Origin of the sequence: Streptomyces sp. NPDC090442, from assembly GCF_044769405.1 — a bacterium.
Classification (GTDB): domain Bacteria; phylum Actinomycetota; class Actinomycetes; order Streptomycetales; family Streptomycetaceae; genus Streptomyces.
The window spans coordinates 26,951-43,913 of sequence record NZ_JBIVXW010000080.1 but is presented as its reverse complement, the minus strand read 5'-3'; the positions used below and the strand labels follow the sequence as shown (position 1 = coordinate 43,913).

Annotated in this window: 13 protein-coding genes; 8 read left to right on the top strand and 5 right to left on the bottom strand. The window is 73.7% G+C overall.

The annotated features are described in order from the left end of the window. Positions 1-238 precede the first annotated feature (238 nt). Together malQ and ACIQU6_RS37275 are read right to left on the bottom strand one after the other, a co-directional pair. Entirely contained in the window at positions 239-2,374 is a 2,136-nt protein-coding gene (gene malQ, locus ACIQU6_RS37280; protein ID WP_403486168.1) for a 4-alpha-glucanotransferase, read from the bottom strand. Between the two features lie 6 nt (positions 2,375-2,380). Further along, a complete protein-coding gene (locus ACIQU6_RS37275) occupies positions 2,381-2,680 on the bottom strand; it encodes a hypothetical protein (RefSeq protein ID WP_403486167.1) in 300 nt (99 codons plus the stop codon). 545 nt (positions 2,681-3,225) lie between these two features. Between ACIQU6_RS37275 and ACIQU6_RS37270 the strand changes: the two genes are divergently transcribed. Then, positions 3,226-6,183 (top strand): beta-N-acetylglucosaminidase domain-containing protein, encoded by a 2,958-nt coding sequence (locus ACIQU6_RS37270; RefSeq protein WP_403486172.1) that lies wholly within the window; start codon positions 3,226-3,228, stop codon positions 6,181-6,183. Positions 6,184-6,268: 85 nt separating this feature from the next. On the opposite strand, the gene ACIQU6_RS37265 is transcribed toward ACIQU6_RS37270, so the two are convergent. Continuing rightward, positions 6,269-6,805 carry an HNH endonuclease gene (locus ACIQU6_RS37265; protein ID WP_274915681.1) on the bottom strand — a complete coding sequence of 179 codons (537 nt, stop codon included), beginning with the start codon at positions 6,803-6,805 and terminating at the stop codon, positions 6,269-6,271. A 307-nt stretch (positions 6,806-7,112) separates the two neighbouring features. On the opposite strand from ACIQU6_RS37265, the gene ACIQU6_RS37260 reads away from it, so the two are divergent. The 7 genes from ACIQU6_RS37260 to ACIQU6_RS37230 all read left to right on the top strand — a co-directional run bounded on the left by ACIQU6_RS37260 (position 7,113) and on the right by ACIQU6_RS37230 (position 15,507). Beyond that, a complete protein-coding gene (locus ACIQU6_RS37260) occupies positions 7,113-8,177 on the top strand; it encodes a mechanosensitive ion channel family protein (protein ID WP_403486171.1) in 1,065 nt (354 codons plus the stop codon). 427 nt (positions 8,178-8,604) lie between these two features. Continuing rightward, positions 8,605-9,741, top strand: a complete 1,137-nt coding sequence (locus ACIQU6_RS37255) for an ROK family transcriptional regulator (RefSeq protein ID WP_403486166.1) — start codon at positions 8,605-8,607, stop codon at positions 9,739-9,741. Between the two features lie 67 nt (positions 9,742-9,808). Beyond that, complete coding sequence (locus ACIQU6_RS37250; protein WP_403486165.1) at positions 9,809-11,194, top strand: extracellular solute-binding protein; 1,386 nt, start codon at positions 9,809-9,811, stop codon at positions 11,192-11,194. Between the two features lie 11 nt (positions 11,195-11,205). Next, positions 11,206-12,162: a carbohydrate ABC transporter permease gene (locus ACIQU6_RS37245; protein ID WP_403486164.1), complete on the top strand. Its 957-nt coding sequence runs from the start codon at positions 11,206-11,208 to the stop codon at positions 12,160-12,162. A gap of 27 nt (positions 12,163-12,189) precedes the next feature. Beyond that, positions 12,190-13,098, top strand: coding sequence for a carbohydrate ABC transporter permease (locus ACIQU6_RS37240; RefSeq protein ID WP_403486163.1), 909 nt, complete (start codon positions 12,190-12,192; stop codon positions 13,096-13,098). Between the two features lie 7 nt (positions 13,099-13,105). Further along, complete coding sequence (locus ACIQU6_RS37235; protein ID WP_403486162.1) at positions 13,106-14,524, top strand: 6-phospho-beta-glucosidase; 1,419 nt, start codon at positions 13,106-13,108, stop codon at positions 14,522-14,524. Then, complete coding sequence (locus ACIQU6_RS37230) at positions 14,515-15,507, top strand: N-acetylglucosamine kinase (protein ID WP_403486161.1); 993 nt, start codon at positions 14,515-14,517, stop codon at positions 15,505-15,507. The genes ACIQU6_RS37235 and ACIQU6_RS37230 overlap by 10 nt, the downstream gene beginning before the upstream one ends. A 217-nt stretch (positions 15,508-15,724) precedes the next feature. On the opposite strand, the gene ACIQU6_RS37225 is transcribed toward ACIQU6_RS37230, so the two are convergent. Together ACIQU6_RS37225 and ACIQU6_RS37220 are read right to left on the bottom strand one after the other, a co-directional pair. Then, positions 15,725-16,030 (bottom strand): hypothetical protein, encoded by a 306-nt coding sequence (locus ACIQU6_RS37225; RefSeq protein WP_403486160.1) that lies wholly within the window; start codon positions 16,028-16,030, stop codon positions 15,725-15,727. Between the two features lie 169 nt (positions 16,031-16,199). Beyond that, positions 16,200-16,892 carry a FadR/GntR family transcriptional regulator gene (locus ACIQU6_RS37220; protein ID WP_403486159.1) on the bottom strand — a complete coding sequence of 231 codons (693 nt, stop codon included), beginning with the start codon at positions 16,890-16,892 and terminating at the stop codon, positions 16,200-16,202. Positions 16,893-16,963: the final 71 nt, after the last annotated feature.

The window sequence follows — 16,963 nt, the reverse complement described above, 5'->3', positions numbered from 1 at the left end:
TGACGGGTCTCCGGGGGTGGTAGGCCAGACTGCTGCGCTTTACGTCTGGCCTACCACCCCCGGAGACCCGTCACCGCACCCCAACAGCACCGCGCAGCGGACAACTCGACCCGCCCCGCGCAGCGGACCGGCAGCGGACAACTCGACCCGTCCCGCGCAGCGGAAGGGCAGCGGAAGGGCAGCGGACCGGCGCCGCAAGGCGCAAGGCGCAAGGCGCAAGGCGCAAAGACAGCAACCCCTACGGCGGGGGCGCCGACAACGTGGGCGGCCCAAGCTCCCGCAGAAGCGCGCGCAGGCGCCCCGACGACGTGACGGCCTCCAGGGTCATCGGGTGGCCGTCCGGGCCGGCTATCGGGAGGCGCCAGTTCGGGTACTGGGTGCCCGTGGTGCCGGGGAGGTTCTGGGGGCGGCGGTCGCCCACCGCGTCGGGGAGCCAGACGCCGACCATGCGGGCCGGGGTGCGCAGCAGGAAGCGGTGGACGGCCTTGACCACCGCCTCCTCGTCGCCGGCGCCCTCCGGCAGCAGGCCGTGGCGGGTGAGGGCGGCGAGCCACTCGCGGAGTTCGTAGGAGGCCCGGGACCGTTCCCGTTCCTCGGGGGCGGCGAGCAGGCCGAGGCGGGCGCGCAGGGCGACGTCCTCACCGGTGAGCCGGGCCGCGGTGGGCGGCAGGTCGTGCGTGGTGACGGTGGCCAGGCAGGCGGCGCGCCACTCGCCGGGGGCGAGGATGCGGGCCGCGTCGGCGGCCGGGGACGGGGCACCGTCGGCGTCCTCGGGCTCGCGGGGGCCGTAGTCGCGTTCGAACCAGAGGACGGACGTGCCGAGGACGCCCCGTTCCGCGAGGGCCTCGCGGACACCCGGTTCGACCGTGCCGAGGTCCTCGCCGATCACCGCGGCGCCCGCCCGGTGGGCCTCCAGGGCGAGCACCGAGAGCATCGCCTCGCCGTCGTAGCGGACGTAGGCGCCGTCGGTCGGCGGGCGCCCCTCGGGGACCCACCAGAGGCGGAAGTGGCCCATCACGTGGTCGATGCGGAGCGCGCCGGCGTGCCGGAGGAGGCCGCGCAGCAGCTCGCGGTAGGGGGCGTAGCCGGTGGCGGCCAGGGCGTCGGGGCGCCAGGGCGGCAGGCCCCAGTCCTGGCCGCGGGGGTTGAAGGCGTCCGGCGGGGCGCCGATGGACATGCCGGCGGCGAAGGCGTCCTGCTGGGCCCAGGTGTCCGCGCCGGAGGGGTGGACGCCGACGGCGAGGTCGTGGACCAGCCCGATGGGCATGCCGGCCTCGCGGGCGGCCCGTTGGGCGGCGGCGAGTTGCTGGTCGGTGAACCAGGCGAGCCGGGAGTGGAAGTCGATGCGGTCCAGCAGCCGGTGGCGGATCCGGGCGGTCTCCGGTGAGCGGGGGTCGCGCAGGCCGCCGGGCCAGCCGCGCCAGTCGGTGCCGTGCCGCTCGGCGAGCGCGCACCAGGTGGCGTGGTCGTCCAGGGCCCGGCCCTGTTCGGCGAGGAAGTCGCAGTAGGCGGCGCGGCGGCCGGGGCTGAGCGGGACGGCGCAGAGGAGTTCCAGGGCCTCGCGCTTGAGGGCCCAGACCGCGTCCCGGTCGATCAGTCCGCCGCGCAGCAGGACGTCGTCGCGCAACTCCCCCGCACGGGAGGTGAGTTCGTCGATGCGGGCGCGGGCGGGGTCGGAGAGGTGGGCGTACTCGGGGAGTTGCTCGATGCGGAGGTGGACCGGGTCGGGGAAGCGCCGCGAGGAGGGGCGGTAGGGGGACGGGTCGGTGGGCCGGCCGGGCACCGCCGCGTGCAGCGGGTTGAGTTGGACGAATCCGGTGCCCAGGGTGCGGCCGGACCAGGCGGCGAGGTCGGCGAGGTCCCCGAGGTCGCCCATGCCCCAAGAGCGGCGGGAGAGCAGGGAGTAGAGCTGGACGAGGAAGCCGTGGCTGCGGTCGGGCGGGGCGGGCACCGCGCCGGGGGCGACGATCAGCCGGGCGCGGGCGGTGCGGCCGTCGGGGGCGTCGGCCCGGAGGTCGTGGACGCCCAGGGGGAGCGCGGCCAGCGCCGCCGGGCCCTGGGTGCCGTCCCGTACTTCCGCGCCGAGGAGCGCGCCGTCCTCGGTGCGCACGCGCAGGGTCGTGCCCTCGGGGAGCTCCGGCAGGCGCGGCGGGCGGCCGGCGCGGGCGGTGACTGTGGGCGGCAGCAGGGCGCGGCCGGCGGTCTCCGCATGAGCGGCCAGGGACTCGCTGACGGCCTGCGGGGTGGAGGCGTCGACGCCCAGCGCGGCGAGCACGGCGACGACGGTGTCCTCGGTGACGTGGACGGTGCGGCCCGGTGCGGGCTCGTAGGACGGGGCAATGCCGTGGAGCCGGGCGAGCCGGGCGCGGCCCATGGCTGCTCAGACCTCCATCGACTCCGTGCCCAGACCGGCGGCCGTCGGCTCGCTGGTCAGCGGGAGTTCGGCGGTGATGGGGACCTCGCTGGTGAGCGGGGCGCTCTCGGCGAGCGGGGGTTCGCTGGTCAGCGGCGGTTCGGCGAAACGACACGAACCGGAGCCCCCCAGGCCGGAGTCGGGGCCGGAGACGCCTTCGTAGGGGTCGGGTTCCGTGCTGGGCATCGGGGGTCCCCCCGGCTCGAACGAGGCGGAGAGTTTGGGGGACACGAGCGCGTCGAGGAGCAACTGAGCGGATGCGGCCACGAGGGGCCTCCCGTTCATCGGTAATGGGACACGTCTGGCCCTACCCCGTCCCGGCGGGCGCAGACGTCTCTACCCAGTAAACGTGACTCACGTCACAGTAGAACCTCGGCGGGCGATTTGACGGTGGAGGGCGCGGTGCGGCGCACAGAACGTCGGAGGAGGCGGGTCGCGGCGTAATTTCTGCGGGAGGGGCGTGTCATGAATGTGCCGCGACCGGGGGAGGAATAGGGCGAATCGGTGGCCGGCCCGGGGTGGGCCGGAGGCCCGGTTGACACCCTCGCCGCCGCAATGGTGGGCTCGCTGCCGAAGGTCTGTCCGAAACGGTCCGGCAGGGTGCTTCGGGCCCCCGGATCCACACCGCGCGCACCACGACCACCACGCCCGCCCGCGGCTCCCGCCGGACGGGCGCGCGGGCGCGTCGCGACGGCCGGCAGGGAGCACAGGGGGAACCGGCGGGAGCCGGGGGGCGCGAGATGACGGGGACACGAGGAGCGACCGTGCGAGTCCGGGGCGTATGGGGCGGCAGGGGCGGCGGCCGGGCGCGGGTGGCGGGAACCACCGCGCTGGCGGCAGCGGTCATCACGGGACTGCTCGGCGGGGCGCCGGCCGCGCAGGCGGCGCCGGCCGACTCCGTCGCCGGCACCCCCGACCAGCCGGGCCGCCCCACCGACACCGGGGCGCCGCCCGCGGTCTGGCCGCGCCCGCAGACGATCCAGCGGCTCGGCGCGGCGGTCCCGCTCGGCCCGACGGCGGTGCTGGTGGCCGCGCCGGACGCCGACCCGTACGCCCTGGACGTGCTGCGCGGGCTGCTGCGGGACGCCGGGGTGCGCACCGTGCGACAGGTCGCGCCCGGTGACCAGGTGCCGGCGGGCGGGCCGGTGTTGCTGGTCGGCGGGCCCGCGGAGGACGCGTTGCGGGCGCTGCGGGCGCCGGCCCGCGGGGACCTGCCGTCGGGCGGCTACCGGCTGGCCGTGGGCCAGGTCGCCGGCCGGGACACCGTCGCGCTGGACGGCGTCGGGCCCGACGGCCTCTTCCACGCCGCGCAGACCCTGCGCCAGCTCGTCACCGACGGGCCGGACGGCGGGCGGCAGTTGGCCTCGGTGAGCGTGCGGGACTGGCCGGCCACCGGGGTCCGCGGCACCGCCGAGGGCTTCTACGGGCAGCCGTGGACCCGTGCGCAACGGCTGGCCCAGCTCGACTTCATGGGCCGCACCAAGCAGAACCAGTACCTCTACTCCCCCGGGGACGACCCCTACCGGCAGGCCCGTTGGCGCGACCCGTACCCGGCCGAACAGCGCGCCGACTTCCGGGCGTTGGCCGAGCGGGCCCGCGCCAACCACGTCACCCTCGGCTGGGCGGTGGCGCCGGGGCAGTCGATGTGCCTGTCCTCGCAGGACGACCTGCGGGCGCTGCGCCGCAAGGTGGACGCCATGTGGGCGCTGGGGGTGCGCTCCTTCCAGCTCCAGTTCCAGGACGTCAGCTACAGCGAATGGCACTGCGCCGCCGACGGGGAGACCTTCGGCTCCGGCCCGCAGGCCGCCGCCAAGGCCCAGGCCGGGGTCGCCAACGCGCTGTCCCAGCACCTCGCCGAGCGCCACCCGGGCGCGGCGCCGCTGTCCCTGATGCCGACCGAGTTCTACCAGGACGGCGCGACCGCCTACCGCAGCGCGCTGGCCGCGGCGCTCGACGACCGGGTGGAGGTGGCCTGGACCGGCGTCGGGGTGGTGCCGCGGACCATCACCGGCGGCGAACTGTCCGCCGCCCGCCAGGCGTTCCGCCACCCGCTGGTCACCCTGGACAACTACCCGGTCAACGACTTCGCCCAGGACCGGATCTTCCTCGGCCCCTACATGGGCCGCGAACCGGCCGTCGCCACCGGCTCGGCGGCGCTGCTCGCCAACGCCATGGAGCAGCCGCTGGCCTCCCGGATCCCGCTGTTCACCGCCGCCGACTACGCCTGGAACCCGCGCGACTACCGCCCCGCGCAGTCCTGGGAGGCGGCCATCGACGACCTCGCGGGCGGCGACGCCAAGGCCCGTACGGCGCTGCGGGCGCTGGCCGGCAACGCCTCGTCGTCAATGATCAACCGCACCGAGTCGGGGTACCTCCGCCCGCTCGTCGAACGCTTCTGGAAGGCCCGCGAGGCGGCCGTCAACGGCGGACGGCCCGGCGACGACCCGGAGTTCGCCAAGGCGGGCGCCGCGCTGCGGGCCGCCTTCCGCGCCATGACCACCGCGCCCCAGGGGCTGACCGCCGACCTGCGGGACGAAGTGGGGCCGTGGGCCGAGCAGTTGGCCCGCTTCGGGGACGCCGGCGCGCAGGCCGTGGACACCCTGCTGGCGCAGGCGCGGGACGACGGGGACGCGGCCTGGGCGGCGCAGCGCGCGGTGCGGCGGCTGCGCGGCCAGATCGACGGCAGCCCGGTGACGGTCGGCAAGGGCGTGCTGGCGCCGTTCCTGGACCGGGCGATGACCGAGGCCGACGCCTGGACGGGGGCCCGCGGCGGCGCCCCGAAGCCGGACCGCGGCGACGGCCGGACGTCGCTGACCGTGCCCTTCACCCGGGTCCGCCCGTTGACGGCGGTCACCGCGCTCACCGAGCCGGGGCCGGCCAGCGGCGCGGTGTCCCTGGAGGCGCACGTGCCGGGGGCCGGCTGGCAGCGCCTGGGGGCGCTGTCCGCGACCGGCTGGACGGAGGCCCGCACGGCCGGGCTGCGCGCCGATGCGGTGCGGGTGGCCTGGGACGGCGACGCCGCGCCGCCCGCCGTGCGGGCGCTCGTCCCCTGGTTCGACGACACCCCGCAGGCCGGCCTGGAGCTGTCCCGCACCGCGCTCGACGCCCAGACCGGCGGCCGCACGGAGATCCAGGCGCGGATCTCCTCACGCCGTCCCGGCGCGGTGCACGGCCCGCTGAAGGTCACCGCGCCCAAGGGGATCACCGTGCACGCGCCCGGCGAACCGACCGCCCCCCGGGGCGGCACGGCCCTCGTCCCGCTCACCGTCGACGTCCCCAAGGACACCCCCTCCGGGACGTACCGGGTTGCGGTCGCCTTCGCCGGCCAGGAACAGCAGGTGACCGTGCGGGTCTTCCCGCCCACCGGTGGCCCGGACCTGGCGCGCGGCGCACCGACCACCTCCTCCGGCGACGAGACGGACGACTTCCCGGCGTCCGCGGCCACCGACGGCGACTCCAGGACCCGCTGGTCCTCCCCCGCCGAGGACGACGCCTGGCTGCAGTTCACGCTGCCCGAGCCGACCCGGCTCGGCCTGGTCGTGCTGCGCTGGCAGGACGCCTACGCGGCCGCGTACCGCCTCCAGGTCTCGTCCGACGGCCACACCTGGCGCACCGCCGCCACCGTCCGCGACGGCAAGGGCGGCCGGGAGGCGATCCGGATGGACGCCGAGGACGTCCGCTACGTCCGGTTCCAGGGCGACAAGCGGGCGACGCGGTTCGGGTACTCGCTGTGGGAGGTGGAGGCGTACGCGGTCACGCCCACGTCCTGAGCGCGGTACGGCGCGGGGCCCGGCGGGTGCTCGCCCCGCCGGGCCCCGGGCCGGGCCGCGGCCTCACTGACGCAAAAACCCGGATCTACGCCGATACGGCATCGATCCGGGCCAACGCGTCATCCGCGCCGTACGGCTGCAAATAAGGCAGCCAGCGCGGATCCCTATGCCCCGTGCCGATGATCCGCCAGGCCAGTCCCGACGGCGGTGCGGGCTGATGGCGCAGCCGCCAGCCGATCTCGGCGACATGGCGGTCGGCCTTGACGTGGTTGCAACGCCGGCACGCGGCGACGACGTTCTCCCAGGTGTGCTGGCCACCGCGGCTGCGCGGGACGACGTGGTCGACGCTGGTTGCGACGCCACCGCAGTACATGCACCGCCCACCGTCCCGGGCGAAGAGCGCCCGGCGGGTCAGCGGGACGGGGCCCCGAAAGGGCACTCTCACAAACCGCTTCAAGCGGACCACGCTCGGAGCGGGGATGACACGGGTCGCGCTGTGCATCAGGGCGCCGGATTCCTCAAGGCTGACGGCCTTCTCATTGAGGACGAGGATGAGCGCGCGGCGGAGCGGTACGACGCCGAGCGGCTCGTACGACGCATTGAGGACCAGGACATGCGGCACGGGTGCCTCCTTGTACGCCGGCGGCGCGTGGCTCGCGCCGGGACGATCTCCCCACAGTGTCCCCCGGTGCCTGGTCACGGCGCCACCATGACCGGGTAACGGGCCGGAGGTGTTTTCCACCACAGCGCCGCAGATCCCACCAGATCCGGCACTTTCCGACCGTCCCGGGTGCCCCATGATCGAACACAGGCTCGGACCGCGCGCGTTGCCCCGTTAGTGTGTTAGGTCTGCCCGGCCCCGCAGGCCCCCTGGCGGCCCGGGTGCGCTGTCCCTCACGGAAGGTTCCGCTGTGTACTGGTCCGCCCCGATGGTCGCCGCCGCGCCGGCGCGCTCCGCCGCGTCCGGCTCAACCGGTCCGACCTCCCTCGACGAGGCCACCCAGAAGGCCACCAACGCCGCCGACTGGGTCCAGGCGAACTGGGGGACGTGGCTCACGTCCGGACTCCAGATCATCCTGATCATCGTGATCGCGGTGATCCTGCGGAACGTCATACGCCGCACCATCACCAAGTTCATCGAGCGGATGAACCGCACCGCGGCCGCCGCCCAGGGCACCGCGCTGGGCGGGCTGCTGGTCAACGCGGAGCGGCGGCGGCAGCGCTCCGAGGCGATCGGCTCGGTGCTGCGCAGCGTCGCCTCCTTCGTGATCATGGGCACGGCCGCGCTGACCGTGCTCTCGGTCCTCCAGATCAACCTGGCGCCGCTGCTGGCCAGTGCCGGCGTCGCCGGCGTCGCGATCGGTTTCGGCGCCCGCAACCTCGTCACCGACTTCCTCTCCGGCGTCTTCATGATCCTGGAGGACCAGTACGGCGTCGGCGACGAGATCGACGCGGGCGTGGCCACCGGCACGGTCATCGAGGTCGGGCTGCGGGTCACCAAGCTGCGCGGCCCCAACGGCGCGATCTGGTACATACGCAACGGCGAGGTCAAGCGGATCGGCAACCTCAGCCAGGGCTGGTCCACCGCCCACGTCGACGTCCTGGTCTCCGCGGACCAGGACCTGGAGCGGGCCCGCTCGGTGATCACCGAGGTCGGCGAGGAGATGTCCAAGGCCGAGCCGTGGAACGAGCAACTGTGGGAGCCGGTGGAGGTGTTGGGCCTGAGCGAGGTCTCGGTGGACACCGTCACGGTCAGCGTTTCGGCCAAGACCATGCCGGGCAAGGCGGGCGGCGTCGAGCGCGAGCTGCGCTGGCGGATCAAGCACGCACTGGACGCGGCCGGCATCCACCTGGCGCCGCGCCCGGCCCCCGTGGAGGACGAGGCGGCGGCCGACCCGTCCGCCGCGATGGCCGCCCCCTCGGCGCTGGGCAACCCCACCTCGCCGCAGTCGTTGGCGACGAACCCGATACCGCCGCCGCAGCTCAACAAGTAACGCACCACCACAGAGGGGCATGTGACTCGGCTCACATGCCCCTCTGTCATGCGTACCGCGGCCCCGCTCCGCGTACGAGGCGTCGGCGGCAACCCCACCCACCGCGCCATCGCCGTCCGGGTGACCGTGGCCTACGGCTGGTGACCGGCCCCCTAGGGGGCGCCGAGAGGCGCACCGGCCGAACGCCGGGCGCCCCTCGCACAGTTCACGCGCCCCTCCCCGTGCGCGCCCCGTGAACTCGCCGCACCGAAACCCGTGTGGGGACCATTGACGCACCCCTGACCGGCGGCCTACCTTCCTTGCCAGCAATTGGAAGGTTTCCTAACAGACACCTTCCGGACAGTTTCCGCACGGAACCACGGGGTGGGGCAGCGACATGGCCGGAGCTGGACAGGGAACGCCGGGCACTCCCAGGGTGCTGCGCGCCATGAACGACCGGGCCGCGCTGGACCTGTTGGTCTCCCAGGGACCGCTGACCCGCACCCAGATCGGCGAGTTGACCGGCCTGTCCAAGCCCACCGCCTCCCAACTGCTGGGCCGACTCACCGCGGCGGGGCTCGTCCGCACCACCGGGAACGTCACCGGCCGCCCCGGCCCCAGCGCCCAGCTCTACGAGGTCAACCCGACCACCGCGTACGTCGCCGCGCTCGCCGTCGACCAGGAGGGCCTGACCGCGGCCGTCGCCGACATCACCGGGCGGGTGCTCGGCGAGGCGCGGGTCGACACCGACGCGGTCCCCGCGGACGCCACCGACCTCACCGCCCGACTGGTGGCCCGGGCCGTGGACGGCGCGCTGGCCAAGGCCGGCCTGGAACGCGGGCAGTTGCACCGCGCGGTGATCGGCACACCCGGCGCCCTCGACCCCGGCACCGGCCTGCTGCGGTACGCGCCCCACCTGCCCGGCTGGCAGTCCCGGGCGCTGCGGGAGGAACTGGCCGAGGTCCTCGGCGTGCCGCTGGTCATCGAGAACGACGTGAACCTCGCCGCGGTGGCCGAGCAACACGACGGCGCCGCCCAGGACTTCGACGACTTCGTGCTGGTGTGGGTCGACGAGGGCGTGGGCGCCGCGATCGTGCTGGACGGCCGGCTGCTGCGCGGCGCCACCGGGGGCGCCGGCGAGATCGGCTATATGCCGCTGCCCGGCGCGCCGTTGGCCCGGGACGGCGACCGCAGCGCCGCCCGGCCGGACGCCGGCGGCGGCTTCCAGCGGCTGGTCGGCGCGCCCAGCGTCCTCGAACTCGCCCGCGAGCGCGGCGCGTCGGACGTCCGCACCGTCGCCGAGGCGCTGGCCCGCCAGGACGTGCGGGCCGAGGTGGCGCGGCGGCTGGCGACCGGGCTGGCCGCGGTGGTCGCGGTGGTCGACCCCCGGCTGGTGGTGCTCTCCGGCGAGGTCCCGCAGGCCGGCGGCGAGCCGCTGCGGGCCCTGGTCGAGGAGGAGTTCACCGGCCTGGCGCTGCCCCGCCCCGAGATCAGGATCAGCGACATCGCGGGCAACCCGATCCTCACCGGCGCGCTGCGCACCGCGCTCGCCGAGACCCGCGACGCGGTCTTCGACACCGCCTGACCTCCGAAACGCCCCGGCCGGGGAGCCCCTACGGGCCCCGAGGAACCCTTGACGTAAGGAAGTCCGCATGCCGCTCCCCCGCCCGGCCGCCCGCACCCGTCCTCGTCCCCGTGGTCGGTTCCGCGGTCCGCGCCGCCGCCTGCTGGTCGGGCTGACCGCCGCCGGGCTGCTCGCCTCGGGGTGCGCCCACCCCAGCGTCGGCAGCGACCGCGACGACCCCGGCAAGCCCGTCACCCTCACCTTCTGGCACGGCTGGTCCGAGCCGGGCGAGGTCAAGGCGATCGACGACAGCATCGCGCGGTTCGAGAAGCTGCACCCCAACATCACCGTGAAGGCCGTCGGCAACGTCTCCGACGACACCATGAACCAGGCGCTGCGGGCCGGTGGCAGCGACGCACCCGACGTGGTGTCCTCGTTCACCACCAACAACGTGGGCCAGTACTGCTCGTCCGGCATGTGGGCGGACCTCGACCCGTTCCTGAAGAAGACCGGCGTGGTCAAGGAGAAGGTCTTCCCGAAAACCCTGCTCGACTACACCCGATACCGCGGCCGGCAATGCGCCCTCCCCCTGCTCGCCGACACCTACGGCCTCTACTACAACAAGGACGCCTTCCGACGCGCCGGAATCGACCGGCCGCCGCACACCATGTCGGAGCTGAAACGGGACGCCGCGAAACTCACCCGCCGCACCCCGAACGGCTCCTACCGACAGGTCGGCTTCATGCCCGACTTCCGCCTCTACCAGAACAGTCCGGACCGGCTCTTCGCCCAATGGGGCCCCGCCTACTTCGACCACAGCGGAAAGGCGCAGCTCGCCAAGGACCCCAGGACCCGGGACTTCTTCACCACCCAGCGGGCCCTCATCGACGCCCAGGGCGGCTATCCGGCAATGGAGAAGTTCCGCGCCGGATTCGGCGACGAAATGTCCTCGCAGAACGCCTTCCTGCGGCAGAAGGTGGCCATGCACATGGACGGCGAATGGCGCGGACTGCTCCTCAAGGAGGCCAAGGCGCCGTTCGCCTGGGGCGTCGCGCCGATGCCGGTGCCGGACGACCAGGCGGACACCTACGGCCGCGGCTACCTCACCGGCACCATCGCCGGCATCGCGCACAGCAGCCAACACCAGAACGCGGCCTGGGAGTTGGTGAGATTCCTGACCGTGAACACCGACCAGGTCGTCGCGTTCGCCAACGCCATTCACAACGTCCCGTCCACCAAGGCCGCGCTCGCCTCCCCGAAACTCGACGCCGACCCGGAGTTCCGCACCTTCCTCGGCATCGCCCGCAATCCGCACAGCACCGCACTGCCCCCGTCCAACAACGGCGACATGTACGTCACCTCGCTCCAGGACTTCGCCTACGCCGAGGAGGCCGGAAAGGTCCCCGACCTCGGCGCGGGACTGCGCCAACTCGACGCGCGGATAGACGCCGACAACCTCCAGTCCGAGAACTGACGGAGCCCGCCATGGCAGCCACCCTCCCCACCGCGCCGGCGCTGCGGCGCAAACGCCTCCGCGAACGCCTGCGCATCCTGGGATTCCTCTCCCCCTGGCTCGTCGGATTCTCGGTGTTCTTCGGCTATCCGCTGATCGCCACCGTCTATTTCTCCTTCATGCACTACAACCAGATCGAGCAACCCACCTTCGTGGGCCTGCGGAACTGGACCTACGTCCTGACCCAGATGCCGCTCTTCGGGCCGGCGCTGTGGAACACGCTCTGGCTGGTCGTGGTGATGGTGGCGCTCCGGGTCGGCTTCGGCCTGGGCATCGGCCTGCTGATCACCAAGGTGAAATCGGGCGCCGGATTCTTCCGTACCGCGTTCTACCTCCCATACCTGGCACCGCCGGTGGCCGCCACCGTCGCCTTCGTCTTCCTGCTCAACCCGGCGACCGGCCCGGTCAACGCGATCCTCGGATCGCTCGGCATCCCGGCCCCCCAGTGGTTCAACGACCCGGCCTGGTCCAAGCCGTCGCTGGTGCTGCTGTCCCTGTGGGGCATCGGCGACCTGATGGTGATCTTCATGGCGGCGCTGCTGGACGTCCCCAAGGAGCAGTACGAGGCCGCCGAGTTGGACGGCGCGGGCGCCTGGGGGAGGTTCCGCTACGTGACCTGGCCGTCGATCACCCCGATCGTGCTGTTCGCGGTGGTCACCGGCGTCGTGCAGACCATGCAGTACTACACCCAGGCGCTGGTCGCCGGGAAGCTGGCATCCGGCGTCACCATCGGCCCCGGCAGCGTCATCCAGCCCGGCTACCCGGACCACTCCACCCTGACCGTGCCACAGCTCGTCTACTCGGTGGGCTTCCAGAACTTCAACACCGGTGCGGCCTGCGCCCTTTCCCTGGTGCTCTTCGCCCTCGCGATGGCCGTCACCACCCTGTTGATGCGCAAGCGCGCCGGCCTGCTCCCGGCGGAGGACTGACCCGCCATGACGGAGGACTGACCCGACGTGACCACCACGACGCTCGCCCGCCGCCGCCCGGCGCGGGCCACCGCCCCCGGCGCCGCCGGCTCCCCGGCCGCCCGCGCCCGCCGCAAGCGCCTGCTGCACTGGATCGCCGTGCACGCGCTGGCGATCGCCGCCGCCCTGTTCTTCCTCCTCCCCTTCGTCTTCGTCTTCCTGACCTCGGTCATGACCGACGACCAGGCGATGAGCGGCGAACTGTGGCCGCACCAGTGGAAGTGGTCCAACTACGCGGCGGTGTTCACCACCCCCGGCTTCCTCGGCTGGTGGAAGAACTCCCTGCTCTACGCGGGCCTGGGCACCCTCTTCACGGTCTGCTCGGCGGTCCCCGTCGCCTATGCGCTGGCCCGCTTCCGCTTCCGCGGCCGCCGCACCGCGATGATCCTGGTGATCGCCACGATGATGCTGCCGCCCCAGGTCATCGTCATCCCGATGTACCTGGTGTGGGCCCAGCAACTCCATCTGACCGGCTCGATCTGGCCGTTGGTCATCCCGATGGCGTTCGGCGACGCCTACTCCATCTTCCTGCTGCGGCAGTTCCTGCTGACGATCCCGCAGGAGTACGTGGAGTCCGCGAAGGTGGACGGCTGCGGCGAACTGCGCACCCTGCTGCGGATCGTCGTCCCGATGGCCCGCCCCGGCATCGCCGCCATCGCCCTCTTCCAGTTCTTCTACTGCTGGAACGACTACTTCGGCCCGCAGATCTACGCCGCGCAGAACCCGGCCGCCTGGACGCTCTCCTACGGCCTGGAGTCCTTCAAGAGCGCGCACAGCGTCAACTGGAACCTCACCATGGCCGCGACGCTGCTGGTCATGGCCCCCGTCATCCTCGTCTTCTTCTTCGCGCAGAAAGCCTTCGTCGAAGGCGTCACACTCACCGGAGTGAAGGGCTGAAACGGACATGCTGCCAACTTCCGGGGCGCGCGCCCCGTACTCCCGCATCAAGATCGCCGTGGTCGGCGGCGGCTCGACCTACACCCCCGAACTCATCGACGGCTTCGCGCGGTTGCGGGACGCCCTGCCGGTCGCCGAACTCACCCTGATCGACCCGGCCACCGACCGACTGGAGCTGGTCGGCGGACTGGCCCGAAGGATCTTCGCCGCCCAGGGCCACCCGGGCCGGATCACCTGGACCGACGACCTGGACGCCGGCCTCGACGGCGCCGACGCCGTCCTCCTCCAACTGCGGGTCGGCGGGCAGGCCGCGCGCAACCAGGACGAGACCTGGCCGCTCACCTGCGGCTGCGTCGGCCAGGAGACCACCGGCGCGGGCGGCCTGGCCAAGGCGCTGCGCACCGTCCCGATCGTGCTGGACATCGCCGAACGGGTGCGCCGGCGCTGCCCGGACGCCTGGATCGTGGACTTCACCAACCCGGTCGGCATCGTCACCCGGGCCCTGCTCAACCACGGCCACAAGGCCGTCGGTCTGTGCAACGTCGCCATCGGCTTCCAGCGCAAGTTCGCCCGCCTGCTGGGCGTCGCGCCCGAGCGGGTGCGGTTGGAGCACGTCGGCCTCAACCACCTCACCTGGGAGCGCGCCGTCCGCGTCGACGGCGAGGACGTGCTCCCCAAGCTGCTCGCCGAGCACGGCGAGGCCATCGCCGACGACATCCGGATGCCCCGCGCGCTCCTCGACCACCTGGGCGTCGTGCCCTCCTACTACCTGCGCTACTTCTACCAACACGACGCGGTCGTCTCGGAGTTGCGCACCAAGCCCTCCCGCGCCGCCGAGGTCGCCGCCATCGAACGCCAACTCCTCGGCCTCTACGCCGACCCCACCCTCGCCGAAAAGCCGGAACTCCTCTCCCGCCGCGGCGGCGCCTTCTACTCGGAAGCGGCGGTGGCCCTGACGTCTTCGCTGTTGGGCGGCGGCCCGGCTGCGGGTGCCGGGGCCGGGACCCTGGGTCGGCCAACTGGCGGTGGTGGGGCTGGCGTTGCTGGTTCCGATGACACGGGTGCCGGGGCCGGGGCTTTGGCTGGTGGGGGCGTCGGTGCGGTCGGTGACGTTCAGATCGTCAACACGCGGAACAACGGGACGTTGCCGTTCCTGCCGGATGACGCGGTGATCGAGGTGCCGGCGGCCGTTGGCCCCGGGGGGGCCTCCCCCCTCCCCCTCCGCCCCCTCGCCCCCCTGTTCGCCGGACTGGTCGGCAACGTCACGGCCTACGAGGACCTGGCCCTGGAGGCAGCCCTCAAGGGCGGCCGCGACCGGGTCTTCTCGGCACTCCTCGCACACCCCCTCATCGGACAGATCGACTACGCGGACCGGCTCACCGACGAGCTGATCGCACACAACCGGGAGCACCTCACGTGGGCCTGACCGGCACGGCGCTCGCCATCGACGCGGGCAACAGCAAGACCGACGTGGCCCTGGTCGCCACGGACGGCCGGGTCCTCGGCCGGGCCCGCGGCGGCGGCTTCCAACCGCCACTGGTGGGCACCGCCCGCGCCGTCGACGTCCTCACCCCCCTGATCGCCTCGGCCCGGGCGCAGGCCGGACTGACCGGCGACGCCCCGGTCACCCAGCTCTCCGCCTTCCTCGCCAACGCCGACTTCCCCGTCGAGGTGACCCGCCTGACCGCCGAACTGACCTCGCGCGGCTGGGCGGACGCCGTCACCGTCCACAACGACACCTTCGCCCTGCTCCGGACCGGACTGCCCGACGGCGGTGAGCAGTTGGGCGTCGCCGTGGTCTGCGGCGCCGGCATCAACTGCGTCGGGCGCGGCCGCGGCGAGGCCACCGCCCGCTTCCCGTCCATCGGCCGCATCTCCGGCGACTGGGGCGGCGGTTCCTTCCTCGCCGACGAGGCGCTGTGGCACGCGGCCCGCGCCGAGGACGGCCGGGGCGCCCCCAGTGAACTCGCCCGCGCGCTCCCCGCCCACTTCGGCCTGACCACCATGCTGGAGCTCGTCGAGGCCCTACACCTGCACCGGATCCCCGACGCCCGCCGGCACGAACTCACCCCCCTCCTCTTCGACATCGCGGCGGGCGGCGACGCGGTCGCCCGCTCTCTCGTGGAGCACCAGGCGGAGGAGGTCGCCACGATGGCCACCGTCGCCCTCCGGCGGCTCGACCTCCTCGCCGAACCGACCTCGGTCATCCTCGGCGGCAGCGTCCTCGCCGCCCGGCATCCCCTCCTCCACGACCGCCTCACCCAACTCCTCGCCGAACGCGCCCCGAAGGCACTCCCGCACCTCCTCACCGCCCCACCGATACTCGGTGCCGCCCTGGACGCACTGGACCGGGCGACCCCGACGCCCCACCCGGACGCCTATCAACGGCTGCGGGCTGAATGGCCGTAGACCGGACCGGGGCGGGGCGAACCCGGCCAGCCCGGGTGGGCTCGATCCAGGCCAGCCCGGGTCGGGTCGGGCCAGCCCGGGTCGGATCCGGTCGGGTGGGTCGGGTCGGATCGACCACGGCGGAGCGTGCGCCCGGGGGTGGGCCCGGGGATGCGACACGGGATCGCCCCAACCGGCCCTGCCCGGCGGCCCCGTGGGCGCATGTCTCGGAGCGCGCTCACCCGACCTGCACGCAGTCGCCTCTTCGGGTCTCGATGCGTTCGCCGGGGGTGAGGATGAGGTCGGGCGGGGAGGGCGAGTGGTCGCGTTCCGTGATGATGATGAGAGGGTGGTCGGTGTCGTTGATGATGAGGGTGGGGGTGCCGTCGGCGGGGTGGTAGACGGGGTAGGTGCCGACCGGGTTGATGTAGGTCGTACCGCCGATGGTGAGGAAACCGCTGGCCGTAGTGGGGTATTCGGGAATCGTCGGGGCGCCGGCGGCGGCCTTGACGAGGGGGCTCAGGAGTCGGGTGATGCGGCGCATGGCGTGCCTCCGTTGCGTGGGTGGGGTCGGCGGGATCACCAACCCTTCGTCACTCAGCGTAGTTGGAGGGGGATGTGTTCGGCAGCGGCGCGTGGGGTGAGGCGGGGGCGCGGGGAGCGGCGGCCCACGCCCCTCACTGAAGGGCCGCGGGCGGGAGTTGGCCCGGGACTCAGTCGTCGCGCGGGAGGGCCAGGTCGCGGACGTGACCGGCGAGGAGGAGGACCGCGGCGTCGACGGCGGCCTGCGCGTCCTGGGCGCGGATGGCGTCGGTGAGGCGGGAGTGCGGGTCGGTGGGGGCGGCGTCGGCGGTGTCCAGGCAGGCGGCGCGGCGGAGTTCGGCGCGCAGGGCGGCGCTGAGCGAGCGGTAGATGTCGGCGAGGACGGGGTTGGCGCTGGCCTCCGCGACCAGGACGTGGAACTCGGCGTCGGCGGCGGTGAACGCGTCGCCGTCGTGCGTCGCGAGCGCGACCCGGCGACGGTCCAGGGCCGCCTCGATGCCGGCGAGTTGGGCGTCGGTGCGGTGCTTGGCGGCCTGACGGGCGGCGACCACGTCGAGCCCCTGGCGGACCTGGGTGACATGGCTGAGCTCGGCGCGCTCCAGCCGGCGGCGGAGGGCGACCGCGCTGTCGTCGTCGGAGATCACGAACGTGCCGTCGCCCTGCCGGGGTTCGAGGAGCCCGGCGTGGACCAGGGAGCGGACCGCCTCGCGGACCGAGGCGCGGCTGACGCCGAGCGCCTCGGACAGCGCGCTCTCCGGCGGGATGCGGCTGCCAACGGGCCAGACGCCGTTGACGATCTGGGTGCGGATCTCGTCGGTCGCGCACTCCACGAGCGACACCCGGCCCTTACGGACGGTCTGCACGCGCTCACTCCTCCCCGGGGCGGCCGACGCCGGCGGGCCTCCGGTCCCGGTCGCCCGATGCCCGGCGACTC